This window comes from Acinetobacter higginsii (assembly GCF_000369845.1).
GTDB lineage: Bacteria > Pseudomonadota > Gammaproteobacteria > Pseudomonadales > Moraxellaceae > Acinetobacter > Acinetobacter higginsii.
On sequence record NZ_KB850215.1, the window covers coordinates 190,994 to 215,237 of the forward strand.

The 24,244-nt window shown below is 42.3% G+C and carries 21 protein-coding genes; 11 read left to right on the top strand and 10 right to left on the bottom strand.

Annotated elements, in window-relative coordinates:
- Positions 1–10: 10 nt before the first annotated feature.
- Positions 11–751, bottom strand: coding sequence for an FMN reductase (msuE, locus tag F885_RS08730; protein ID WP_005185815.1), 741 nt, complete (start codon positions 749–751; stop codon positions 11–13).
- 349 nt (positions 752–1,100) lie between these two features.
- Here msuE and F885_RS08725 point away from each other — a divergent pair, with 349 nt between their 5' ends.
- A complete protein-coding gene (locus tag F885_RS08725; protein ID WP_004657203.1) occupies positions 1,101–1,751 on the top strand; it encodes a response regulator in 651 nt (216 codons plus the stop codon).
- A 119-nt stretch (positions 1,752–1,870) separates the two neighbouring features.
- On the opposite strand, the gene omp33-36 is transcribed toward F885_RS08725, so the two are convergent.
- On the bottom strand, positions 1,871–2,815 hold the full coding sequence (omp33-36, locus tag F885_RS08720) for a porin Omp33-36 (RefSeq protein ID WP_263974988.1): 945 nt from the start codon (positions 2,813–2,815) through the stop codon (positions 1,871–1,873).
- A gap of 684 nt (positions 2,816–3,499) precedes the next feature.
- On the opposite strand from omp33-36, the gene F885_RS08715 reads away from it, so the two are divergent.
- The gene (locus F885_RS08715) at positions 3,500–4,342 is read left to right on the top strand and encodes an OXA-286 family carbapenem-hydrolyzing class D beta-lactamase OXA-303 (protein WP_005317413.1); all 843 of its coding nucleotides are present in this window, start codon (positions 3,500–3,502) and stop codon (positions 4,340–4,342) included.
- Between the two features lie 344 nt (positions 4,343–4,686).
- Here F885_RS08715 and F885_RS08710 read toward each other — a convergent pair whose 3' ends face one another.
- The 4 genes from F885_RS08710 to kynU are packed head-to-tail and all read right to left on the bottom strand — an operon-like array spanning position 4,687 to position 9,332.
- Entirely contained in the window at positions 4,687–5,847 is a 1,161-nt protein-coding gene (locus tag F885_RS08710) for a porin (RefSeq protein WP_005317415.1), read from the bottom strand.
- Positions 5,848–5,871: 24 nt separating this feature from the next.
- Positions 5,872–6,627, bottom strand: coding sequence for an alpha/beta hydrolase (locus F885_RS08705; RefSeq protein ID WP_005317417.1), 756 nt, complete (start codon positions 6,625–6,627; stop codon positions 5,872–5,874).
- A gap of 7 nt (positions 6,628–6,634) precedes the next feature.
- Positions 6,635–8,041 carry an amino acid permease gene (locus F885_RS08700; protein WP_005317419.1) on the bottom strand — a complete coding sequence of 469 codons (1,407 nt, stop codon included), beginning with the start codon at positions 8,039–8,041 and terminating at the stop codon, positions 6,635–6,637.
- A 40-nt stretch (positions 8,042–8,081) separates the two neighbouring features.
- The gene (gene kynU, locus F885_RS08695; RefSeq protein WP_005317421.1) at positions 8,082–9,332 is read right to left on the bottom strand and encodes a kynureninase; all 1,251 of its coding nucleotides are present in this window, start codon (positions 9,330–9,332) and stop codon (positions 8,082–8,084) included.
- Between the two features lie 147 nt (positions 9,333–9,479).
- Here kynU and gigD point away from each other — a divergent pair, with 147 nt between their 5' ends.
- Positions 9,480–9,932: an Lrp/AsnC family transcriptional regulator GigD gene (gene gigD, locus F885_RS08690; RefSeq protein WP_004657217.1), complete on the top strand. Its 453-nt coding sequence runs from the start codon at positions 9,480–9,482 to the stop codon at positions 9,930–9,932.
- A 273-nt stretch (positions 9,933–10,205) separates the two neighbouring features.
- The gene (locus tag F885_RS08685) at positions 10,206–11,927 is read left to right on the top strand and encodes a GGDEF domain-containing protein (protein ID WP_005317425.1); all 1,722 of its coding nucleotides are present in this window, start codon (positions 10,206–10,208) and stop codon (positions 11,925–11,927) included.
- A 120-nt stretch (positions 11,928–12,047) separates the two neighbouring features.
- Here the strand turns inward: F885_RS08685 and uvrA are convergent, their stop codons facing one another.
- Positions 12,048–14,879, bottom strand: coding sequence for an excinuclease ABC subunit UvrA (uvrA, locus tag F885_RS08680; protein WP_005201547.1), 2,832 nt, complete (start codon positions 14,877–14,879; stop codon positions 12,048–12,050).
- A gap of 244 nt (positions 14,880–15,123) precedes the next feature.
- On the opposite strand from uvrA, the gene F885_RS08675 reads away from it, so the two are divergent.
- The 3 genes from F885_RS08675 (at position 15,124) to F885_RS08665 (ending at position 17,132) form a co-directional block, all read left to right on the top strand.
- Positions 15,124–15,726, top strand: a complete 603-nt coding sequence (locus tag F885_RS08675; protein WP_004803684.1) for a TetR/AcrR family transcriptional regulator — start codon at positions 15,124–15,126, stop codon at positions 15,724–15,726.
- Between the two features lie 3 nt (positions 15,727–15,729).
- The gene (locus tag F885_RS08670) at positions 15,730–16,713 is read left to right on the top strand and encodes a zinc-binding dehydrogenase (protein ID WP_005317429.1); all 984 of its coding nucleotides are present in this window, start codon (positions 15,730–15,732) and stop codon (positions 16,711–16,713) included.
- A 65-nt stretch (positions 16,714–16,778) separates the two neighbouring features.
- Positions 16,779–17,132, top strand: coding sequence for a DUF1304 domain-containing protein (locus tag F885_RS08665; protein ID WP_005317432.1), 354 nt, complete (start codon positions 16,779–16,781; stop codon positions 17,130–17,132).
- A gap of 158 nt (positions 17,133–17,290) precedes the next feature.
- On the opposite strand, the gene tenA is transcribed toward F885_RS08665, so the two are convergent.
- Positions 17,291–17,965, bottom strand: a complete 675-nt coding sequence (tenA, locus tag F885_RS08660; protein ID WP_005201544.1) for a thiaminase II — start codon at positions 17,963–17,965, stop codon at positions 17,291–17,293.
- Between the two features lie 169 nt (positions 17,966–18,134).
- Between tenA and F885_RS08655 the strand changes: the two genes are divergently transcribed.
- From F885_RS08655 to ssb, 3 genes are all read left to right on the top strand, one after another.
- A complete protein-coding gene (locus F885_RS08655; protein ID WP_004657231.1) occupies positions 18,135–19,217 on the top strand; it encodes a DUF475 domain-containing protein in 1,083 nt (360 codons plus the stop codon).
- Between the two features lie 158 nt (positions 19,218–19,375).
- Positions 19,376–20,737, top strand: a complete 1,362-nt coding sequence (locus tag F885_RS08650; RefSeq protein ID WP_005317435.1) for an MFS transporter — start codon at positions 19,376–19,378, stop codon at positions 20,735–20,737.
- A gap of 51 nt (positions 20,738–20,788) precedes the next feature.
- A complete protein-coding gene (gene ssb, locus F885_RS08645) occupies positions 20,789–21,361 on the top strand; it encodes a single-stranded DNA-binding protein (RefSeq protein ID WP_005317438.1) in 573 nt (190 codons plus the stop codon).
- Between the two features lie 66 nt (positions 21,362–21,427).
- Here ssb and F885_RS08640 read toward each other — a convergent pair whose 3' ends face one another.
- A complete protein-coding gene (locus F885_RS08640; RefSeq protein WP_005317441.1) occupies positions 21,428–22,105 on the bottom strand; it encodes a hydrolase in 678 nt (225 codons plus the stop codon).
- Between the two features lie 136 nt (positions 22,106–22,241).
- On the opposite strand from F885_RS08640, the gene F885_RS08635 reads away from it, so the two are divergent.
- Positions 22,242–23,162 carry a LysR substrate-binding domain-containing protein gene (locus F885_RS08635; protein WP_032859490.1) on the top strand — a complete coding sequence of 307 codons (921 nt, stop codon included), beginning with the start codon at positions 22,242–22,244 and terminating at the stop codon, positions 23,160–23,162.
- 7 nt (positions 23,163–23,169) lie between these two features.
- On the opposite strand, the gene F885_RS08630 is transcribed toward F885_RS08635, so the two are convergent.
- Positions 23,170–24,096 (bottom strand): LysR substrate-binding domain-containing protein, encoded by a 927-nt coding sequence (locus F885_RS08630; RefSeq protein WP_004803710.1) that lies wholly within the window; start codon positions 24,094–24,096, stop codon positions 23,170–23,172.
- Positions 24,097–24,244 lie beyond the last annotated feature (148 nt).

A 24,244-nucleotide genomic window follows, 5' to 3' on the forward strand; every position in this document is an offset into this window, starting at 1 on the left:
CAGATATGGTTTATGCGACGTGGGTTAAATTCTTGGTTGACTTTGGGTGTAAGCGAGATTCAGCTGCATCCAGATTCGGCACTGCCGCAGATGGTAAGACTTCGGCTTGTTCGATTTGTTTGTTGATGCCGAGATTCTGATTGGCTTGCTCAGTTTTGGCTTTGATGGCCGCTGCACGTTGGCCTTTGGCTGGTGCCCATTCTAAAATTGGTAAGGCACGTGCCACAGCGAGAGTGACGCGATCAGACAATTGTTCGCTTTTTACCGTATATTCAGGCGTAAAGTCACGATCAGTAGCATAGACCCCAATCGGTAAGGTTTGTGCTTGGAAAAAGCTAAATAAAGGGCGTAATTGATGTTCTAGCACCAGGGCATGACGGTCACTGCCACCTGAAGCGGCGAGTAACACAGGTACATCAACCAAAGCGGTCTGCTCAACAAAGTCGAAGAAATGCTTAAATAAACCTGTAAACGAAGCACGATAAACAGGGGTACCCACAATCAATGCATCTGCGGCTTCAACTGCTGCCAAATCATCTTGTACGCGTTGAGGTAGTTGATTACGATAAATGGCGCCACCCAATAAAGGTCCAATTTCACTGAGCTTGACGAAATGTACTTTAATATTAATTGCTTCCGAAAGCTCATCCAGAATCGCCTGAACTAAGCTTTCTGTTTTTGATGGGCTATTTAAACCACCAGATACTGCAACAATATTAAGCGGAGTTGAGAGGGTATTGTGATTGGACATAATAACGGCCTAAAAGATCATTTCGAATTGCTATTTATTTATCTACACCGCATGCCAAGCTGTAAAATAAGGAAATGCTGCAAGCTTATCTTTTTTAAAGATATGTCGATAAATCACAATAAATATCAAATTTTAGGTCGTTAATTTTCTGTTTCTATTCAAGATTTTTGAATCTGTTTTATGCAAAGATGATTTTAATCAAGTTATATCAATATTTGATTTATTTTGCGGGAAAAGGAAATAAATCGTACCTTGTGCTTGACCTAGCCTTGAATTGAAAATAGGCTTAAGCGGATTGAATTTAAATAAACATCGTACAGTGACGTACTTGCAGATAGCTTAAGCGCTTATGAATATTTTAATTGTAGACGACCATCCTTTATTTAGACATGCTTTGATTCAAGCGGTTCGTTATAGTTTGCCTCAGGCGCAGATCCAAGAGACTGCAGATGTAGATGAATTCTATGCACGTTTAGAACACGGTGCAGAACCTGATTTGGTCCTTCTGGATCTAAATCTACCCGGTGCTTCTGGTTTCTCCGCTTTGGTGTATGTGCGTGCACAATATCCTGCGATTCCGATTATTGTGGTTTCAGCACATGAAGAGGTGTCGATTATTCAGCGTGCGATTGCGCATGGTGCAATGGGCTATATTCCGAAATCCTCACATCCAAGTCATATTGGTGAAGCGATTAAGCATGTTTTAGAAGGTGAGATCTGGTTACCGCCAAACTTACCGACCCATGCGGGCTTTGATCCACGTGCGGCAGATGAAACGGCTTTAGCTGAACGTTTACAATCACTCACGCCACAGCAGTTCCGTGTGTTGATGATGGTGGCAGAAGGTTTATTGAATAAACAAATTGCGTATGAATTAGAAGTTTCAGAAGCCACAATCAAAGCACATGTCACCGCAATTTTCCGTAAACTGGGCGTACAAAACCGTACCCAAGCGGTATTGGCAATTAGTGCTTTAAATATTGAAGATAAGAAGATGTAAGAGATTGAATGACAAATTCGATTTTTAATTTTATTGAAGATCAGAAAACAAAAAACCAGTTCATCAGAACTGGTTTTTTGTTATGAATAGAGTGTTCTATGTAGAACATAAATCCAATATTAGAAACGGAACTTCGCGTTTAAGCCAATAGTTTGCGTATCAGTGCTTTCATGTTTCGCATTTGCGTTAACATAAGTTGCGCCTACAGCAATTGCTGGAGTGATGAAGTAGTTTACGTTCGCACCCCAAGCAGAATTGATTGCAGAGAAGTTGTCTTCATTTGCTGGGTTAGAGCTGAAGTTTGCTTCAGCATAAGAAGCACCAACGCTTAACTTAGGAGTTACATATACGTCAGTTTTCAATTCGTATGCTTGGAAGTCACCGTAAACAAGACCAGCTTCAAAACCTACAGCCATGTTTGTACCATCGATGTTACCTACGTATTTAGTACGCGCAGTGATCGCATCTTGGTCTTCACCAATAACTAATGGTTGAGCTACTGATTTAGCAATACCATTTGAAAGAACGCTGTTTGCGTCTAAAGCAAATTGGTCAGCGATGTTAGTATAACCAACAGCAACTAAGAAGTTAGGAGTAAGCATAGTACCGACTTCTAATGCGAAACGGTCACCATTGTCTTTTTCGCCTTCAGACTTAGTTTGTGAGTGGCTGTATGCAGCACTTGTATACACAGGTAAGTAAGGAGTTGGAAGGTAAGCTTCACCTTTTGCACCGAAAGAATTGTTCTTCACAGTTGCAACTTCGTCACCGCTTAATTCTGCAAAGCTATAAGCTACAGAAACATTAGACGCTTGGTTTAAGAATGCAGCTTCAGCTAAAGGACCTTTAGAAGCATCTACATTTTTGAAGTAGTAAGTACCTTGAGCAGCACCAGTGAAGTCTTTGTCATTGTTGCTTTTTGCATCGATGAATTCAGACTGACCTTGAACTTCTACTTGGTATGCGTGAGCACCGGTCATGGCTAAAACTAAAGCAGTGGCTAAACCGAGTTTTTTCATAATAATTTCCAGCTTTAAAACAAGAAAGAGTAAAGTTGGAGCCATTGTATTGTAACAAAGTATGAAGTCAATGTAATAAATTTGGGCTTCCGATAAATGAACAAATACCGATCATGCAGTGTATAATAAATGAACAATTAAGAAAAACGCTGTCAACCTTTTATAAAATACATATCTAACAAATAGATAAGTTTATTTTTTAACAAGATAAGTGATGTCATAATAATGTCATCCCTAAATATTTCAATTGGTTTATTCAATCATTGTGATCGGTTTTTTCATTTAAATCATTCTTGTTATTGTCATAATTTTGACGATAAAAGTGTGTATTGAAATATTGTTCTACTGTTTTTATGCGACCTGCTTTGCATAATTTCATATTATTGACTGCGCGTTAATATAAACCAAAAGCATCGAATAAATCTGATTTTTAATGAACAATCAACAAAATCGATTGTAACGATAAACCCGATCTATTTAATCAACTTTACTTTGTGAGAGCCAATTCACATAATACAAAGCAAGGGATATCTAATTTGCATTTAAATATCTCATAACATTTTCTTTTGAGTTTTTTGATGTTTTTACATCATCGTTTTACTAGCTCGGCTTTCCCCAAGGCTGAGCTTTTTTTTGTCTGTTTTTTTACAAAGTATTGATGAAAATAACACTACAGAACAACGGAGACAAAACACTTATAGTGACAGATTATTCTACTTTTCCAGCTTTATGATGATGTCGAAAAAATTAAAATGTCTGGCCTTTTTTACAGCCATCTTTTTTGCAATTCCCATGACTGCTTGTCAAAGTTTTAGCCAACAAAAGCAACAGCTCTCGACACAAAAAAATGAGCAGCAGCAGATCTCAAGTTTATTCCAGAGTGCCCAAACCAATGGTGTTTTGGTGATTTATGATGGCAAGAAAATTCAAAAATTTGGCAATGATCTTGATCGTGCAGAACAGCGCTATATTCCTGCCTCAACCTTTAAAATGTTAAACGCCTTGATCGGAATACAGCATCATAAGACCACACCAGATGAAGTATTTAAATGGGATGGTAAAAAGCGGGCATTCAGCAGTTGGGAAAAAGACCTCACATTAGCTGAGGCGATGCAGGCATCGGCGGTACCCGTGTATCAAGAATTGGCAAGACGTATTGGTTTGGAACTGATGACCCGTGAAGTAAAGCGTGTGGGTTATGGTAATAAAAATATCGGGACACAAGTCGATAATTTCTGGTTAGTTGGCCCCTTAAAAATCACTCCCATAGAAGAAGTTCGCTTTGCCTATGCGCTGGCAAAACAGAAATTGCCCTTTGACCAGCCGACACAGCAACAAGTCAAAGCGATGTTATTGGTGGATCAGATTCAGGGAACCAAAATCTATGCCAAAAGTGGTTGGGGTATGGATGTCAGCCCGCAAGTGGGATGGTGGACAGGCTGGATTGAACAGCCAAATGGCAAGATCACAGCCTTCTCACTGAATATGCAAATGAGTCAGCCTGAACATGCAGATGCACGCAAAGTGATTGTGTATCAAGCCTTGCAAGAGTTGGGATTGTTAGCCCATTAAATACGCAAAAAAAGACCCAGCTTTTGGGGAAAGCTGGGCTGAGAAAGGATGTTTCGCTTGGGGGAGAAAACATCCTAGAGGGTTAGAGGTTTAAATTCTGCAATCTCTGTATGCTTAAATTATGTGCTTTGGAAAGTAATTTGTAAAATTGATAATTTATATACTTGGGATAGTTTTTTTCGATTTTTAAATGCATTCAAGCGTGGAAAATCAAGCGCATAACCCAAGTGAAATATGATTGATTTTATTTAAAGTAGAAGTTTAGTGGCAAAACGTTTAGATCACTGGTGATGTGTAATGAGACTCAAAACGTTTTGCCCATATGAGTGCATTAAATTTCGTGATTACCACTCGTAGCGTAAGCGAAATAAATGCATGTCCGGCGTATGGTTGCTATCTTGGGTATATAGGCGCTCATAGTCAAAGCCAATACCATGATTGAAACGGATTGCCACGCCAATGCCATGATCGCGTCGAGAGAAATCGTAGCCGCTCCGATATTTTAAATAATTCCCCATCAGATAAGGTTGAATGTATTGCATACCATGATGGTCAAGGTCGACATGATAGCCTGCATAATATTCAAGTCCATAAGCCTCAGTGTCTAACAGGTTTTCAACTGATTGGGTGGAGGCCTGATTGAATGCATCAAAATTAGGCAATAGATTTTTATACCAGCCTGCACCTGTACTGAGCATCCATGTCCCATCAAAATAGAATAGGGCAGTCGCAAGCATGTCTTGAGAGAGCTTAGATGTTGCATGATCAGATTGCACCTGAGCTTTGTTGTGTTTCCATGAAATCGCCCAGTTTAAGTTTTTATTTAAGTGAATATCGACAGCGGCTTCTTGCCCCGCTTTGCGTTGATAACGGAGCGGATTAAGACTAGTGTGATCTTCAAATAAATAAGCCGCATAAAAATCAATATTTTTCGTTTTTTTCTCATATCTTAAAGTCTTACTGGCCGCTTGAGTCCCATCGAAATAAGCAAAAGGGCTCCATGTTTGTGGTTGCGCCAAGGTACTGTAGTCCCAAAGATCGGTTTTACTCCCGACCACATCGTAATACAGACTATAAATTTTTCCATATTTTAAAGTGCCATAGCGATGGCTCGAGATTCCCGCATAGGCTTGTTCTGTGGTCAGACGCTCATCATTGTTTTGATAATGCCCATCCCAATCTAAAATTTTGGCTGGATTAATAAAATTCTGATAACCCGTAATCAAATGCAGATCATCATTGATTTTATAGTCGGTATTGAGATAAATCCTGCTGGTTGAGCTATAGCCATTGCGACGATATTTCTGTGCTGCATTGGATGGCTGATACTGATCGAAATTCAGGGCTTGCAATCTGAGACTACCAGCACTGGTCAGTTTAAAGTTGTCCTGCGCAGTGAAAATCTGATCTTGATTGATCAATTCAATCTGTGCAAATGCCGAAGAGCAGAGTGCGAAACTCAGGGCAATAAAAACCCGATGGTATTGAAGTTTGAACTTAACCATTTTTAAATACGTCCATGTATAGATTTAAGTATGAGTAGTTAATCTCCGATGAAAATATTCATCTAAGATGTTGTAATGATGCGTGTTATTAAGTAGTTGGAAGGAGACAAAGTCTGGGTCGATGGCTTTCCTTTGATGAAAATACGACTGACTTTGCCCGATCAACTCATCGAGCTCTTGTGCGCCACAGAAAATGGCATAGGGCTTTTGGACAGCGGTCTCGACAAGGATGGGACTATATTGTCGAATCTCGTGTTCCGAGAGATTCAATGCTGTATTTAAATGGGTCTGTTGAATGGGCATGAGATCATAAATGCCACTCAATAAAACGGCTTCAGTTACAGCCGGATGCTTGAGCATTAATGCAGATAAATGAGCTCCTGCAGAATGCCCAACCAGTATGATGTCTTGAGTGCTCCATGCTTGTTGTTGGATAAAATCAAGTGCTTGTTGGATTTGCTTGACGATTTCGCCGATGCTGCGTTGCGGGGCCAAGTCATATTCAAGCAAGACACACTGCATATTGTTGGCAACAACATCCGTGGCGATAAAGGCAAAATCGGATTTATTGCACCATTGCCAATAGCCGCCATGCACAAACACGACGGTTTTGTGTGCCTGCGCTAAAGGAAAGAGATCTAAGCAGGATCGAGCCGTCTCAGCATAGGCAATATCCTGAATACAGGGGTGTTGCTGATAGCTCAACCGACTACGCTGTTGAAACTCCATCAGAATAGCCTGCTCATTTGCAACCGTTCGAGAATTATCATAAAGCTTCATGGTGTGTTTACTCAGAAGCTTCGGTGTTTGTGCTTAAATCGAGCTTTGCCGAGCTGCGTTTTAGCATATAAAAAATGATTAACAGCGCAATGAAGGGAATGCCAAACTGTAGCGTAGATTTAAATTCGGCAGTAACCCAGGTGGTGAGGGTAATGCTCAGAATACTGAATAAACCAAACAGTGAAATGAACTGACTGGCTGGAATTTTGTATTTTAATCCAATGCCATTTTTCACAATATGCCGTCTAAAACAGATATGGGTCACAAAGATGCTGCCCCAAGTAAATAATGCGCCGAACATGGATAAGGCAATCATGATGGGGAAAGCCGATTCCGGATTGATGGTATACACCACGCTGGCAACAGCAATCCCCATCGCGGATAAAAACAGCGCATTGATGGGCACGCCATTGGGACGGATTTTACCGAAGATTTGAGGTGCATCGCCTGCCCGTGACAAGCTAAATAGCATTCGGGTTGAAATATACAGCATGCTATTCATGGCAGAGAGGGCGGCAACAATCACGATGAAATTGAGAATGCTATCTGCATATGGAATCCCGACAATTTTCATCACGGTCACAAAGGGGCTGCTGGCCTCTTTGCCAATCAGTTCTGTCCATGGAACCAGTGCCACGATTAAAGACAGGGACAGTAAATAGAATAAAATTAGACGCAGTGCGGTACTTTTAAAGGCGTATTTAACCGCTTTTTCTGGGTTCGAGGCTTCACCTGCAGCGACGGCAATCATTTCAATACTTAAATAGCTAAAAATTGAAATAATCACCCCAATCCAGACGCCACTGAATCCATTGGGAAAGAAGCCACCGTGTCCAGTCAGATTACTCACAACATGGTGACTTTGCTGCGTGTTTTGAGTCAGAATACCGATTGCCAACAGAATAAACACGATAATCGCAAAAATTTTAATGGTGGAGAACCAGTATTCCACCAGTCCAAATGCCTTGACGCTATAAGCATTCACTGCAAGCAATGTACCTGAAAAAAACACGATCCAGATCCATGCGGGCAGATCGGGAAACCACATTTTCATGTAGTCTGCGACGGCGGTGATCTCAGTACCAACCGCCAGTACGATACAGGCCCAATAACTGTAGCGCACCAAGAAACCCGCCAAGGGGCTGATATAATGTTCAGCATAAGCCCCAAATGAGCCTGAAGTTGGGTGTTGCACTGTCATTTCGGCGAGACATGCCATCAGTGCAAAGGCAATCAGCCCGCCAATGGCATAACTCAAAATGACAGCAGGGCCAGCAAAGCTAATCGCAAATTTGCTCCCCATAAACAGGCCCGTTCCAATCGCACCACCAATTGCAATCATTGCCATCTGCTTGGCGGATAATTTTTTATGTAGTCCTGCTTCACGTGCTTGAATCTTATCAAAATTATTCATCGGCCTCTCCTAGCCATCAGCTCAATCCGAAAGTGACGACTTAGGTCACTTCACCCCGTACCAGGTAGCTTTCATTGTTCCATTCCTGATGCTGCATGATGGCTTTGAGATGTTGCACCGCATGCCAGATATCTTCAAATCCCAGATAGAGTGGGGTAATGCCAAAGCGTAAAACTTCAGGTTCACGATAGTCTCCGATCACGCCACGGGCGATCAGTGCCTGAATAATTTCATAGCCATGTGGATGTTGATAGCTGACATGGCTGCCGCGATATTGATGTGCTTTCGGGGTGATCAGCTCAAAACCATACTCGGCACATTCCTGATCAACCAACGCAATAAATAGGTCGGTTAATTTAAGCGATTTCTCACGAATTTTCTGCATGTTGGCTTGCAGGAAAATATCCACCCCGCATTCGATCAGACTCATGGAAATAATCGGCTGAGTACCACACAGATAACGGCGGATATTGTTGGCTGGCTGATAATGCTGAGCCATGGCGAAGGGTTTTTGATGTCCCCACCAGCCAGAAAGTGGTTGCCAGAATTGATCCCGATGTTTGGGATTGACCCAGAGTAATGCAGGCGAGCCAGGACCACCGTTGAGATATTTATAGGTACAGCCAATGGCAAAATCACTGTCCGTTTGATTGAGATCCATCGGTACAGCGCCAACAGAGTGGCATAAATCCCAGATGATTAAGGCATTACTGGCATGGATTTGCTGATTAATCGCGGCCATATCATAGAAATAACCAGTGCGATAATTGACATGAGACAGCACCACAACAGCGACATCAGTCGTTAAAATTTCGCTTAAACCTGCGGGGCCATCAATCAATTCGACCTGATAGCCTTGATTGATCAAGTCAATAAAGCCTTCGATAATATAAATATCGGTGGGGAAAGCGTCTTTTTCCGCGACAATGATTTTACGTTGTGGATGTTTCTCGGCCTGAATTTTGACTGCAGCGGATAACACTTTAAATAAATTTAAGGTGGTCGAATCAGAAATCACGGTTTCGCCAGCATTGGCCCCGATCAGTTGTCCGACTTTATCGCCTAAACGGGTCGGTAAGCCCCACCAATCTGCTTTATTCCAACTGTTAATGAGATCTTCACCCCATTCTTGTTGAATAATATGCTGCGCATAATTTAAAGATTGCTTCGGTCTTGCACCTAAAGAGTTACCGTCTAGATAAATCACATTGTTAGGCAAGGCAAATTCATTTTTAAATGCGTTGAGCTCGTCTTGTTTATCCCAATAAAGGCATTGTTCTTGTGTCACCATATTGAATTACATCCCTATGTTTATTGAATTCCACTGTTAAATTTTATCACTGCAATTTTTGTTTTTTATCCGATAAAACCAGTAGATAAAGTTGAAAATTAGGATATGATTTCAATAATATTTAAATTATTAGAATAATTTCCGAATATGAATATTGATGCGATTGATCTTAAAATTCTAAATTTCTTGCAGAACGATGCACGCCTGAGTAATCAGGAATTGGCCGATCTGGTGAATCTTTCACCCTCTGCTTGTCATCGACGGGTCAAGCTTTTGGAAAGCAATGGCATTATTGAGAAGTACCAAGCTAGGCTCAATTATGAAAAATTAGGTATTAAAATTGAGGCCATAGTTGAAATAAAATTGATTCAACTTACTGAAAGTGATCATAATTTTTTCTTAAAGCAGATTGAGGACTTTGAAGAGGTCGTGAATGCCTATGTGATTACAGGCGAATCGAATTATGTGCTGCATGTGGCGACCAAAGACCTGAATGCGTTTTCACAATTCATTATTAATAAATTGAATAAGATTAAAGGCATTATGAGTATTAATTCTAAGATCATTTTAGATAAGGTCATTCAGAAAAAACTGCTTTGATTTCCGATTCTCTATTGAACCTTGGTCTAGATTTAAAAATATTTATTTTAATGATATAAAATACTTAGATTAATTTAATTAAATAAAAATCATTCTCATAATCAATTTTGAAAAGTAATTGCGGGACTGAAATAACGATTTAATAAAGTCAGTCGCGATTAATGTAACCAAAAACCTCGGTTTAAGCGTGGTAGTGGGTTTTATAATTCAGGTAAAATTAAGTTCTGTTTAAAAATCAATTGAGATCGTTTTTGAAAAGTACAAGGTGTATGAATGGGGCGTGAATTAAAAAGCTCGAAATTACGTTCTGAGCAGATTAGTCGTCGTCTCTTTTTCTGCATGATAGTCATTATCTTTTCGATTTTTTATCTCTCCATCCCTTTAATTATTAATAGTTATCAAGAATATATAAAATCAGAACAAACACTCAATGAAATTACCTGCCTTCGCACATTAGTTAAAACAGCCAATAAAATTTCCAGAGAACGTGCACCTTCCAATAAGGTGATGTCGAGCGAACCGAATGTGTTATTGGAAAATCAAAAAGAGTTATTCGAGTATCGCAAGATTGTTGATGCAGAAATTGATAACAGCATTGAGGTCTTAAAACAAAACGGGTTTAGGCTGATTGCTTATGAACTGGAAACTGATTTAAAAGTTAAATTGGCTGCAGCACGCGCCATTGTTGATGCTTATGCCAGCACGCCACATGCCGAGCGAACATCCAAGCAATATGATCATGCGATTTTATCCATGTTTAGTGTCTGGGATGAAAGCCGTGAGTTCTTAACGTGGTTATTGGTTCGTTCCAATAGCAAAAACAGCAAGATGTCGAATTATTTCACCTCAATTTTGGTGCTCACCGATATGCGTGATCAGGCTGGTAGAGTTGCATCTAATGTTATGGCACCGGTGACATTTGGGGAAAAAATTTCGGATGAAAATCGAGCACGCTCATTACAGACACAACATCAAGCGATCTATCTGTGGGAGTTAATTGATACGATCCAGCCTGAACAGTCGAAGACGCTTGAATATGTAGACTTATATCGTCGTGTTAAAACGGAGTTTTTAGATAAAGGATTACCGATTATTGCGCGCTTATTGGATGAAAGTAAAAATAATAAAGCCTACTTTCTGTCAGGGACACAATTGACAGAACGAATGGTGGGGAAATTTACGCCAGTCATGGACTTGCAAAACTATATTCTGGATTACAGCATCCAAGTTGCAGTGAATGAAAATAAATTCGCAAAGCGGCAGTTTATTTTTACTTTAATTATTTCGAGTCTGTCTTTATTGATTGCAATTTTCACCATGATTTATGCCAAGCGCAAGGTGTTTAGTCCACTGATCCATGCCCGTGATATGATTTTGCGCTTATCTGGAACTTCAGATGAACTTCCTTCAGGTAAAAATAATAAGGAAGAGTTTTTCTCGTTGTTTGAAGCGATTGATAAATTAAAAGGGATGTTAAAACAGCGCGATGCTATGGAGTTGCAACTCAAGCAGATTGCAAATTCTGATGTATTAACGGGGGTCGCAAACCGGTTGGCTTTAGATGAATATATTCAGCTTCTGGAATCCAAGCCTGAGGCTTTGTCTCAGACTTGTGTGATTGCGATTGATATTGATAATTTTAAGTTTGTAAATGATCAGTATGGGCATATTGTCGGTGATCAGGTGATTAGCATGATTGCTGATCAACTGAAACATAATGTTCGTGCATCTGACTTAATTGTGCGTTATGGCGGTGATGAGTTCTTGGTGGTGATCGAGAATATTCAGATGACCGCTGCCAAAGTGGTGGCAGAGAGTATTCGTTCGGCTATTTTAAAGGAAAGGATTGTGATCCCGAATGTAGCTGAGTCGATTCATGTTTCGGTCAGTATTGGTGTTGCGATTGGGGCAAATAGCTGGTTAGAGTTATTAGAAAAAGCCGATCAATCACTGCTCAAAGCGAAGGCAAAAGGGAAGAATATTGTAGAGACTTAACGCTTGTGCGAAAGGTGTGATGCTTATTTTGCTTTAGGTATCTTGAAATATTGAATCAAAAACAGGATTAAGTTTGTGTACTTAATCCTGCTCGAAAATGCTAATCCTTTATAAGAAGGATCACTTCAACAAAGGTTTTAAGAACTTCGCTGTATGTGAAATTTTAGATTTCACCACTTGCTCAGGGGTTCCTTCGGCAATGATTTGACCACCACCCGAACCGCCTTCAGGGCCTAGATCAATCACCCAATCGGCTGTTTTGATCACATCCAGATTATGCTCAATCACTACGATGGTATTGCCCTTATTGCGCAGCTCATACAAAATGTCGAGTAACTTGGCAATATCATGGAAATGCAGACCTGTGGTCGGTTCATCCAAGATATATAAGGTTCGACCTGTATCACGTTTTGCCAACTCACGTGCCAGCTTCACCCGTTGTGCTTCACCACCTGAAAGGGTTGTCGCTGCTTGTCCTAAACGGATATAGCCAAGCCCGACTTGGGTCAAAGTATCTAAACGACGATGAATCACAGGAATAGCACTAAAGAATTCCGCGGCATCTTCCACCGTCATTTCCAGTACATCAGAAATGTTTTTGCCTTTATAACCGACTTCTAAGGTTTCGCGGTTATAACGCTTGCCATGACAGGCATCGCATGGCACATACATATCAGGTAGGAAGTGCATCGCGACCTTGATCATACCGTCGCCTTCACAGGCTTCACAACGCCCACCTTTCACGTTAAACGAGAAACGACCTGCGCTATAACCACGCGCTTTGGCTTCAGGCGTTTGCGCAAATAATTCACGAATCGGCGTGAATAAACCCGTATAAGTTGCAGGGTTTGAACGAGGGGTACGCCCAATTGGACTTTGGTCAATATCGACCACTTTATCCAAATGTTGTAAGCCATCAATCGAATCAAACTTTTCCGCAGTCAGCGTGGTTGCACCATTCAGCTGAGTCGCAGCCAAAGGTAATAAGGTACGGTTAATCAGCGTTGATTTACCTGAACCTGAAACCCCTGTGACACAGGTCATGATGCCTAATGGAATGGTCAAATCCACATTCTGCAAGTTATGCCCGCTTGCACCAGACAACTTGATGACTTCATCTGGACGTGGCGATTGAGTACGTTGTTTTGGTACTTCAATCTTCAATTTACCAGACAGATATTGACCTGTGAGAGAGTCAGGATGATTGGCCAACTCATCATAAGTACCTTCAGCAATCACGGCACCGCCATGAATACCCGCACCTGGTCCGATATCAATAATATGGTCAGCAGCACGAATCGCATCTTCATCATGCTCAACCACAAGCACGGTATTACCCAAATCGCGTAGGCGAATTAGGGTTTGTAATAAGCGATCATTATCACGTTGATGTAGACCAATCGATGGTTCATCCAGTACGTACATCACGCCCATGAGGCCTGCACCGATTTGTGAGGCCAGACGGATACGTTGTGCTTCACCCCCTGAAAGGGTTTCAGCTGAACGTGCCAAGCTGAGATAGTTCAGACCAACACTGACCAAGAAGTGTAAACGCTCACGAATCTCTTTAAAGATTTTATCGGCGATTTCACCTTTGGCGCCTTCGAGGTTCAGGTCTTGATAATAGTTTTCCGCATCGCCAATTGACATCTTAGTGATTTGGGCAATGGTTTTGTCTTTGACCCGCACATGGCGAGAAATTTCATTCAGACGTGACCCACCACAGGCATCACATGCTGCATTGGATAAGTATTGCGCTAAATCATCACGTACATAATTCGATTCAGTTTCGCGGTAGCGGCGTTCCAAATGCGGCAAAATCCCTTCAAAGGCTTGCACACGGCTGTGTTTACGACCACGTTCATCGATATAGCTCAGATCGATTTTCTCTTTGCCTGAGCCTTGTAAGAATTTTTTCTGGGTGTCTTTATCTAATGTGTTCCACGGTTGATCGAGGTCAATATTGAAATGATCAGCCACTTTTTGCAGCATGGTGTAGTAATACGGGCGCTGTCTGTCCCAGCCGCGAATTGCACCTTGGCTGATTGAAACTTCAGGATTTGGAATCAGTTTATCAGCACTGAAATGGCTACGCGTTCCTAAACCATCGCAGACAGGGCAGGCACCGAATGGGTTGTTGAATGAGAACAGACGTGGTTCAAGTTCAGCCACGGCACGATCGCACTCAGGGCAAGAATGTTTTGCTGAGAAGACACGCTCGGGATGCTCGCCGTTCATCCACGATAACACCGCAATATCACCACCTAGACGTAATGCGGTCTCAAACGATTCTGCAATACGGTTACCGAGATCATCACGTACTTTAAATCGATCCACCACCACTTCAATGGTATGTTTTTTCTTCTTGTCCAGCTCAGGTGGAGTATCGATATCAATGATTTCACCATCGACACGCGCACGCACAAAGCCTTGACCTTGCAGCTGTTCAAACAGTTGGGTGTATTCACCCTTACGCTCACGTACCACAGGAGCGAGCAACATCAGGGCTGTACCTTCTTCAAGGCTTTTTACTGCATCGACCATTTCTGAAATGGTTTGTGCCACCATCGGCAGATCATGTTCAGGGCAGTAAGGTGTACCGACACGGGCATAGAGCAAACGTAAATAGTCGTAAATTTCAGTAATGGTACCGACGGTTGAACGTGGGTTATGACTAGTCGACTTTTGCTCAATCGCAATTGCAGGCGATAAACCTTCAATCGAATCGACTTCTGGTTTTTCCATTTGTGACAGGAATTGGCGCGCATAAGCCGAAAGCGATTCGACATAGCGACGTTGACCTTCGGCATACAAGGTATCAAAGGCCAATGATGATTTACCAGAGCCAGAAAGTCCCGTAATCACCACAAACTTGTCACGTGGAATATCGAGTGACACATTTTTTAAATTATGGGTACGTGCGCCTCGAATACGGATATGACTTTGACTCATAAATACATCTCAATAAGCTGAATATGAAAACGTGTATATGATAGCGATTTAAAATCGTTCAAGTGGTATAAAAATAATTAAAACGACAAATTGTGACGGTTAATGAACTGGTTCACATTTATCGCACGCTAAGCGCCTAGTATTTTTAGCATTCAATGCCTCAGATTACCATGTAAAAATTGATCACTTATTAAAATACATAATTTACTAGACGACTGGTCTAATATTGATTTATAGTGTGACGATGAAACGATCAAATAAAAGTGAAGCCACGCGACAACATATTTTGGATACCAGCTTTGAATTGGTATTACGTAAAGGTTTTGTTGGTGTTGGCTTGCAAGAGATTCTCAAAGCCTGTGATGTCCCGAAAGGGTCGTTCTACCATTATTTTGCTTCTAAAGAGGCATTTGGTTGTGCCTTACTGGAACAATACATGGCGGATTATAAAATCCGTGTCGAGCAGCTTTGGCAGCAGACCGAACAAAGTGCTTATGCGCGTTTGATGGCGTTATGGCAGGCGTGGATTGATGACCCTGTTCATGGTAGTTGGGCAGAGAATTGTTTGATTGTGAAATTGGCCGCAGAGGTTTCAGATTTATCTGAAGACATGCGCCAAATTCTCAACCTCGGTGTGCATCGATTAACACAACGTGTGGCGTTGTTATTACAAGAAGGGCAACAACAAGGCTCGATTCCTACCCATCTTGACCCACTCAAAACGGCCCAAGTGATGTATCAACTGTGGCTGGGTGCCGCCTTGATGACCAAGTTGGCTCAAGACAAAGCACCACTACATTTAGCTTTAGAAACCACTCAACAACTGCTCCAGCCGATTAAGGAATAAAACATGCAAAGTATTATCCATCACAGTTTTGGTGAACCCGTCGATGTGTTGCAGTTGGGTGATATGCCTCAGCCTGAGCCGAAAGCAGGTGAAGTTCGTATTAAAACCATCATGTCTCCTATGCATAATCATGATGTTTGGACCGTACGTGGTAGCTATGGTTATAAGCCAACCTTGCCTGCGATTGGTGGCAGTGAAGCGGTGGGTATTGTCGATGCAGTGGGTGACGGTGTCGATGCAAGTAAATTAGGACAGCGCGTTGCGGTCGCAGGGGTACATGGCAGTTGGGCAGAATATTTTATCGCACCAGCAGCAAGTATCATCCCTTTAAATGATGCGATTGATGATCAGACCGCAGCACAGCTAATTGGGATGCCGATCAGTGCTTTGATGTTGCTCGATTTTGTTAATGTACAAGCAGGTCAATGGCTGATTCAAAATACGGCTAATGGTGCGGTAGGGAAAACGGTTGCCATGATTGCTCAAGCACGTGGACTACAAGTGATTAATTTGGTTCGTCGTAGCGATGCGATTGCGGAAATGCAGGCCTTGGGGATTCAGCATGTGGTTGCGACGGATAAGCCAGATTGGAAACGACAAGTAAAAGCGATTCATGCGGATCAGCCATTAATTGCTGGGGTGGATTCAATTGGTGGCAGTGCCAGCGGGGAAATGTTGAATTTACTCAGTGAAAATAGTCTATTGGTTTCGTTTGGTAGTATGACTGGCGAGACTATGCAGATCTCATCGGGTGATCTGATTTTTAAACAAGCCACGGTTAAGGGTTTCTGGGCCAGTGTGGTCAATAAAGAAATGCCAGCAGAGCGTAAAAAGGCTTTGTTTGTAGAACTACTGACACTTGCGACGCAGAAAAAACTGATTTTACCTGTTGAAGGCATTTTTAGTTTCGATCAGATTGAAACGGCGGCATTGAAAGCAACTCAAGGCGCGCGTCAAGGTAAAGTGTTGTTAACACCATCATTGTAAAAATACGGGGTCAGTTTTGCGACTGATCCAATTAAATTCAAACACAATAAAAAGGAAAAAATCGCATGTTGGGACAAGTATTGATCGGGCTAATTGCAGTATTGCATGTTTATATTTTGGTGCTGGAAATGTTTTTATGGGACAAGCCCTATGGTTTAAAGGCCTTTGGCAATAGTCTGGAAAAAGCACAACTGACCAAAGTGTTGGCACAAAATCAGGGGTTGTATAATGGTTTCCTTGCAGCAGGCCTCTTTTGGTCATTACTAGCACCTGTAACATATGCCATTGCGATTGCCAATTTCTTTTTAGGTTGTGTCTTGATTGCCGGGATCTACGGTGGGCTCACCGCGAGTAAAAAGATTATTTATATTCAGGCTGTACCTGCATTGATTGCTTTAATCGTGGTGAATGTTTTTTAACCCAGCAATAAAAGTAGGCATTTAAACTGATTTATGCTTTAATGCACTCAGTTTGAGATGAGCCTCATACAGTATATCGGACGATACGATATACGACTAAGCCCCTTAATTGGGGCTTTTTTATGTCTGGATAAAATACGACTCAGGGTGCTAGGTGTTTAGGCTTGATCCAGACCTAACCATTGACGTTGTTGATAGGCACTGTCCCAGAACAACCACTCCAGTTTTGCACCCATGCTATAGGCTGCATGCATTTTGGCTAAGGTATCTTCATCACAACGGGCTGCCACTTTATCAACCGTCGCAATCACATTACGTACCGCGGTATTAAATTCCTCTCCTGCATAGGTATCGATCCATGCTTGGTAAGGATTGTTGGCAACGGATTGACTGACGATATCTTTACCCACTTCGGCATAAATCCAGAAACATGGCAGTAAGGCCGCCAAAATCACAGGATAGCTTTCTGACCATGCCGTTGCCGTCAAGAATGAGGTGTAATGATGGCAGGCCAAAGTCAGCGGTGTGCTTTCAAACTCGGTTTTGCTGATCTCAAATTCCTGCATAAAATCACTGTGCAAGCTGCGTTCCACAATAATGGCGATTTTTGCTGCTTCAGAAAATTGAATCACATCATCAGCTTCATAAGCTTTTGCGGCAGCCACAGCAAGGGCACGTCCATAGGCCAATAAGTAATGTGCATCTTGAATCACATAATGACAAAAGGCTGAACGATCGAGTGTGCCCGCTGCAAGTTCTTGATTAAACGGAAGCGCTAATATTTTTTGATATAAATCTTGATTACGTTGCCAAACTTCTTGAGAAAACGTCATGGATTTGAACCTGTTTAAAACACGAAAATAAATCTGTTCGTACTATAGCAGAGTCTGGTCTGGATGGTTTTTTTGCCAAACAAGTCCAACAATCTTTTCTCTTTTTGGGGCAAAACTCGCCTACAATAAGCACATTTTTATCACTCTACATTTGGATAAAAGGCTGCTCATGAAGCATTTCCGTTTCTCAATATTTTTTACGATTGTGTGTTTAGCACTTTCGGCTTACTGGGGCTATACGCATGGCCCTGAAGCGGGTGTTGCCACCATGCTAAAAGCACTGACCATTACTGCCATTTTAGCGGTGATGGAAGTGTCTCTTTCTTTCGATAATGCGGTGGTGAATGCCTCAGTGCTGCGTGGTTGGGATCATTTTTGGAAAATGATCTTCTTGACCGTGGGTATCCTGATTGCCGTATTTGGGATGCGTTTAATCTTCCCAGTGGTGATTGTCGCGGTAACCGCCGATATGGGCATGGTTGAAGTTGCTAAAATGGCTCTGAATGATCCGAAGACTTATTCAGAGCGTTTGATGGCCCATCATGCTGAAATTTCAGCCTTTGGGGGTACCTTCTTGTTGATGGTGTTCTTAAACTTCTTCTTTGACGATGGTAAAGAAACCCATTGGTTTAAATGGTTGGAAGCAAAATTAGCCCATTTGGCTAACGTGCCTGCCATGTCGGTATTCTTGGCCTTGATCGCGATGATCATCATGGCGGCGAATGTCGATGAGTCTGCTCGTTTGGCTGTGACCATGGCCGGAATCTGGGGCATCGTGGTGTATATCGGGGTACAGGTCTTGAGTCATTTATTGGGTGGTGAGCCTGAGATTGATGAAAATGGCAATGCTATTGGCCATGACTCAAGTGGTGCAGCTTCGGGGGTGGTAAAAGCTGGTTTTGGTGGTTTCCTCTACCTTGAAGTGCTAGATGCATCGTTCAGTTTTGATGGTGTGATCGGTGCATTTGCGATTACCAGTGATGTGGTGATCATCATGCTGGGTCTAGCAATTGGTGCGATCTTTGTCCGTTCAATGACCATTTATCTGGTGGAAAAAGGCACTTTGGATGCGTATATCTACTTAGAGCATGGTGCACATTATGCGATTGGTGCACTGGCATTTATTATGATTGCCAGCGGTACAGGCTTACATGTACCTGAAGTGGTTACGGGGTTGATCGGTGTAGCCTTTATTGTATGGGCGGTGTTGGCTTCGATTCAGTATAGCAAGCGAGAACAACAAGCCTCTTAAGCTTGTTTTCAGCTTGATCAGCTAGTGTAAATAAAGGAGCGAACATCGCTCCTTTATTTTTTCTCTGCAGAAAGATTGTGTTTTTCATGATCTAACTTACAACCTTTGTAGGCGAATGGCTTATAATTCGCTGAGCCAGTTATAGTGTCTTATCAACAATGAATGCTTTAGAACGTCGTTCAACCTTTGCCTTAAGTAGCATTTTTGCCTTGCGCATGTTGGGCTTGTTCATGATTATTCCTGTGTTTTCAGTCGCAGGACAATCCTATCAATATGCCACACCTACCTTAATTGGTCTTGCGGTTGGGGTATATGGCTTAACCCAAGCAATTTTACAGATTCCGTTTAGCTTATTGGCCGATCGCTTTAGCCGTAAGCCTTTGGTTGTTTTGGGCTTATTGTTATTTGCAATTGGTGGTGCAATCGCAGGTTTATCCGACACGATTTATGGCGTGATTATTGGTCGTGCGATTGCAGGCGCAGGTGCGGTATCTGCGGTGGTGATGGCATTACTGGCCGATGTCACCCGTGAAGAACAGCGAACCAAGGCCATGGCTGTAATGGGCATGAGTATTGGTTTATCTTTTGTGGTGGCCTTTAGTTTAGGGCCGTGGCTGACCAGTTTAGTCGGCATTTCGGGCTTATTTTTTGTGACCACGATTATGGGCTTGGCTGCGATTGCAATGCTCTTGCTGGTCCCTAAAGTTACGCGACACCATCGCAACTATCAGCAAGGTTATCTGAATCAGCTCAAGCAAGTCATCCAAATGGGCGAGTTAAATCGTCTGCATGTCTCGGTCTTTGCACTGCATTTATTGTTGACTGCGATGTTTATTTATGTGCCTTCACAGCTGATCGAATATGCAGGAATTCCTTTAGCAAAGCATGGCTTAGTCTATTTACCATTATTGGTAATCAGCCTGTTTTTTGCCTTCCCAAGCATTATCATTGCGGAAAAATATCGCAAAATGCGCGGTATTTTTCTTACTGCGATTGCAGGGCTTATCGGCGGTTTGCTGATTCTAATCTTTGGTTATGAGTCTAAATATGTATTGCTGGCAGGACTCGGTTTATTCTTTGTCGCCTTCAATGTCATGGAAGCATTATTACCCTCTTGGTTATCCAAAGCAGCTCCGATCCAATCCAAAGCCACTGCGATGGGCGTCAATGCCAGTAGCCAGTTCTTGGGTGCCTTCTTTGGCGGGACCTTGGGTGGGCAGCTTTTGATGTTACAGAATACTGCACTCGGGTGGAGTGTGCTGACGGGGATTGCTATAATATGGCTGCTGATTAGTTTTGGTCTGGCTCAGCCGAGATATTTGTCTTCTATTGTGTTGCCTTTACCTCAGGCAATACAAACAGATGAATGGACTTCAAAACTGTTGGCGATTCGTGGTATTGAAGAAGTCGTGGTGATGCCAGAACAGCAAGTTGCGTATATTAAAGTCGATAAACAGTGCATTGATGATGCTGGGCGACAAGATTTAACGCACTTGATTGGCAAAGAGGTAGCCATTTAATCATAACTCTTATAAAGTAAAACATAGAAATATATAGGATGAAGACAGCTAATGCGTGGTGTGAATAAAGTTATTTTAGTAGGTACTTTAGGTAAAGATCCAGAAACTAAAACCTTTCCAAATGGTGGATCATTAACTCAATTCTCGATTGCAACCAGTGAATCGTGGATGGATAAAAGTACGGGTGAGCGTAAAGAGCAAACAGAATGGCACCGTATCGTGTTGCACAACCGTTTAGGTGAAATTGCACAACAGTATCTCCGTAAAGGTTCAAAAGTATATATCGAAGGTTCATTACGTACTCGTCAATGGACAGACCAAAATGGTCAAGAGCGTTACAGCACTGAAATTCGTGGCGATCAAATGCAGATGCTGGATAGCCGTCAACAAGGCGAGCAGAGCGGTGGCGACTTTAACCAACCACGTTTTAACAACAATAATAACCAAGGTGGTGGTTACCAAAATACTGGTTATAACAATAACAACAACCAAGGTGGTTATGGTCAAGCTGGTGGCAATTATGCAGGTAGCCCTCAAGCAGGTAATGGTTTTAATACACCAAAAGCAGCACCACAACCAGCTGCGGCAGCACCTGCTGATTTAGACGATGATTTACCGTTTTAGATCGAAGTAACAGACATAAAAAAGGCATAAAACTGAGTTTTATGCCTTTTTTGTTGGGGAAATTTTTTATCGTGCAGAGTCCAAGGTTTCGTGGTTGGTCACCACTTCTTGGGCTTTACTATAGCTTTCAATCAGAAGCTGATAAGCTGGGAAAATCTGGGTATAGATCTGCGCCCATTCCAATGCATCGTCACGGTTCCACGTGCGCTGGATTTCTGATGCCACTGCTGCGGTATCCATCGGGACCACACCGGCTTGCACCACACGGGCTAGGGTAATTTCTTCTGCCATTTTGCTATAGGTTCCAGAAGCATCAATCACGGCAAAGACTTTATAGCCTTCCGCAACAGCACTGATGGCTGGGAAGGCCATACACACGCTGGTAATGGTTCCTGCAATAATCAGGGTGTTTCGGCCTGTCGCTTTAACTGCATTGACAAAGTCTTGGTTATGCCATGCATTGATTTCACCTTTACGTGGCACATATTGGGCATGAGGTGCATTGGCATGGATTTCTGGAATTAAAGGGCCATTGGGGCCTTGTGGTACAGACGCGGTGGTAATCACAGGAATGTTGGCTAAACTGGCAATCTTAGCCAAGGCTGCTGCGCGTTGACGTAATTCAGGCATTGGCATATCGCCGACGGTTTGGAATAAACCACTTTGGTGGTCAATCAATAACATCACGGCATCATTGACATCGATAACAGGTGCTTGACCATTGAAGTTTGCTGGCATTGTCATTGTTGTATCCTCATCTTGTCTTAGGGGGTATAATTGATAATATAGACAGGACGATGGCTGAAAAATATCTGAAATAGGATATATTGTCATGTCAAAAGAACAATTATGGTTATCATTGACGGGTCGAGCAAATAACATGAAAGATTTAAATGACTTATATTTTTTTGTGAAAGTGATCGATAGTGGTGGCTTTTCAGCAGCCAGCCAAGAATTAATGGTGACCAAGTCTTTACTGAGCCGTCGTATTGCCGAATTGGAAGATCGACTCGGGGTGAAGCTGATCAATCGAACCACCCGACAGGTGTCGATTACCGAGGTGGGTAAAATCTATTATCAGCATTGCAAGGCCATGTTGATTGAAGCTGAAGCTGCCGAAGAAGCAATCGAATTTTTAACGGCCGAGCCGCGTGGATTGATCAAGCTGTCTTGCCCGACCAATTTGTTGCATATCAATATCAGTCAAATGTTGAATGAGTTTTTACGGCTGTATCCGAAAATCAGTCTGCATGTCGAAGCGACCAATCGCCGTGTGGATTTAATTAATGAACGATTTGATTTGGCTGTGCGGATTCGTCCTTTACCTTTGCCGGACAGCGATTTAATTGTGCGCGAGTTGGCTTTGGCACGGCAGTTTATTGTTGCAAGTCCAGACCTATTACATCAGTTTTATTCAATTAGCGAGCCGCAACAACTGATCCAATTTCCCGTGCTCATGATGGAATCCTTTGCGCCTGAATATTATTGGCAATTATTTTCAAAGGATCAGCAAGAACAAAAAGTCCAGTGCCATCCGCGTCTCACCACCACGGATTTAACCGCACTCAGAGAAGCCACGCTGCAAGGTTTGGGCGTGTCAAAATTACCAGAGTTGCTGGTGGCTGAAGACATTAAACAAGGGCGTTTGATTCATGTATTGCCTGAATGGCAGCCTAAACCCGAGCTGATTCACTTGGTCTATACCTCTAGACGTGGATTGTTGCCATCAATGAAATTATTGATCGATTTTCTGGTGCAAAAATTTGCCAAAGTGAAACAGCACAATTCGGTGCTTTACTAATACTGCACTATAAAGAATAACCACTGTCAGTTTTTGCCAACTCTCTCAGGCCTTCCATCAGGGTCTCGATCAGCTTTTCCACCACCAAGCGTTGACCTTTGCGCGAGGCATAGACTAACTGTACGGTGCCCCGATTGGACTTCCATTCGGGTAATAAGTGAATGAGTTTACCTTTTTGGATATCTGCTTGCACCGTGAGATAAGGTAGATCTGCAATGCCTAAACCATCATGGACCGCATAATAAACCCCAGCCAAATCATTGCTTTTGACCCGCGGTTGATAAGGTACATCCACGCTTTCATCACTGTGGACATGACATAAATGCCAATAATATTGATGTTTTTGAATACCCAAGGCCACGCTCGGATAGTGCTGTAATTCTGAATAATGCTGAATGGTTCTGTCTTGTAGTAATTCTGGTGCCGCCACCAGACAATGCTCGGTTCGAATCACATCGCGGACAATGAGACTGGAATCTTGATTCGGTTCAAAACTGGTACGGATCGCGATATCAATATCATCATGTAGCACATCGACACGACGGCTGGTCAATTCTAAAGAGATTTCAACTTTGGGATAGGCTTTTAAAAACTGATTGAGTAATTTCCGAATTTGGAAATGCATCATTAACGGTGGGCAGCTGATTTTGACCATACCTTGTGGTTCATTTTTCTGCTTGAGCAGGACATTCTCGGCACATTCGACTTGTGCAATCACTTTGCAGCATTCTTCATAAAACTCTTGACCTAAATCCGTGACTTTAAAATGACGGGTGGTGCGTTGGATCAGGCTGACATTAAATTTATGTTCAAGTTCAATGATGCGACGGCTAAGTTTGGATTTACTGATATTCTCAGCTTCGCTAGCCGCACTAAATCCGCCGTGTTTCACCACCAAATAGAAATAATGAAAGTCATCAAATGAGTTGATCAAGGCAAAGCGAATCCGATAAATATGACAAGATTAGAATAGCATTAACTAGGGGGCTGTTGACATTTCACAGATGCTTGCGACAGAAGACATTTTTTAGACGATACAAGGCATGCCTTATGAGATTTAGTTATTCTAAATGAATAAGGCA

Bases quoted from the DNA above. Each gene is read 5' to 3' on its own strand.
- F885_RS08710 (WP_005317415.1), bottom strand. From the start codon at position 5,847: ATGGTTAAGTTCAAACTTCAATACCATCGGGTTTTTATTGCCCTGAGT.
- F885_RS08715 (WP_005317413.1), top strand. From the start codon at position 3,500: ATGATGATGTCGAAAAAATTAAAATGTCTGGCCTTTTTTACAGCCATC.
- F885_RS08640 (WP_005317441.1), bottom strand. From the start codon at position 22,105: ATGACAATGCCAGCAAACTTCAATGGTCAAGCACCTGTTATCGATGTC.
- tenA (WP_005201544.1), bottom strand. From the start codon at position 17,965: ATGACGTTTTCTCAAGAAGTTTGGCAACGTAATCAAGATTTATATCAA.
- F885_RS08675 (WP_004803684.1), top strand. From the start codon at position 15,124: ATGAAACGATCAAATAAAAGTGAAGCCACGCGACAACATATTTTGGAT.
- F885_RS08635 (WP_032859490.1), top strand. From the start codon at position 22,242: ATGAAAGATTTAAATGACTTATATTTTTTTGTGAAAGTGATCGATAGT.
- ssb (WP_005317438.1), top strand. From the start codon at position 20,789: ATGCGTGGTGTGAATAAAGTTATTTTAGTAGGTACTTTAGGTAAAGAT.
- F885_RS08685 (WP_005317425.1), top strand. From the start codon at position 10,206: ATGGGGCGTGAATTAAAAAGCTCGAAATTACGTTCTGAGCAGATTAGT.
- F885_RS08655 (WP_004657231.1), top strand. From the start codon at position 18,135: ATGAAGCATTTCCGTTTCTCAATATTTTTTACGATTGTGTGTTTAGCA.
- F885_RS08650 (WP_005317435.1), top strand. From the start codon at position 19,376: ATGAATGCTTTAGAACGTCGTTCAACCTTTGCCTTAAGTAGCATTTTT.
- kynU (WP_005317421.1), bottom strand. From the start codon at position 9,332: ATGGTGACACAAGAACAATGCCTTTATTGGGATAAACAAGACGAGCTC.
- msuE (WP_005185815.1), bottom strand. From the start codon at position 751: ATGTCCAATCACAATACCCTCTCAACTCCGCTTAATATTGTTGCAGTA.
- F885_RS08670 (WP_005317429.1), top strand. From the start codon at position 15,730: ATGCAAAGTATTATCCATCACAGTTTTGGTGAACCCGTCGATGTGTTG.
- F885_RS08665 (WP_005317432.1), top strand. From the start codon at position 16,779: ATGTTGGGACAAGTATTGATCGGGCTAATTGCAGTATTGCATGTTTAT.
- uvrA (WP_005201547.1), bottom strand. From the start codon at position 14,879: ATGAGTCAAAGTCATATCCGTATTCGAGGCGCACGTACCCATAATTTA.
- omp33-36 (WP_263974988.1), bottom strand. From the start codon at position 2,815: ATGGCTCCAACTTTACTCTTTCTTGTTTTAAAGCTGGAAATTATTATG.
- F885_RS08700 (WP_005317419.1), bottom strand. From the start codon at position 8,041: ATGAATAATTTTGATAAGATTCAAGCACGTGAAGCAGGACTACATAAA.
- F885_RS08725 (WP_004657203.1), top strand. From the start codon at position 1,101: ATGAATATTTTAATTGTAGACGACCATCCTTTATTTAGACATGCTTTG.
- F885_RS08705 (WP_005317417.1), bottom strand. From the start codon at position 6,627: ATGAAGCTTTATGATAATTCTCGAACGGTTGCAAATGAGCAGGCTATT.
- gigD (WP_004657217.1), top strand. From the start codon at position 9,480: ATGAATATTGATGCGATTGATCTTAAAATTCTAAATTTCTTGCAGAAC.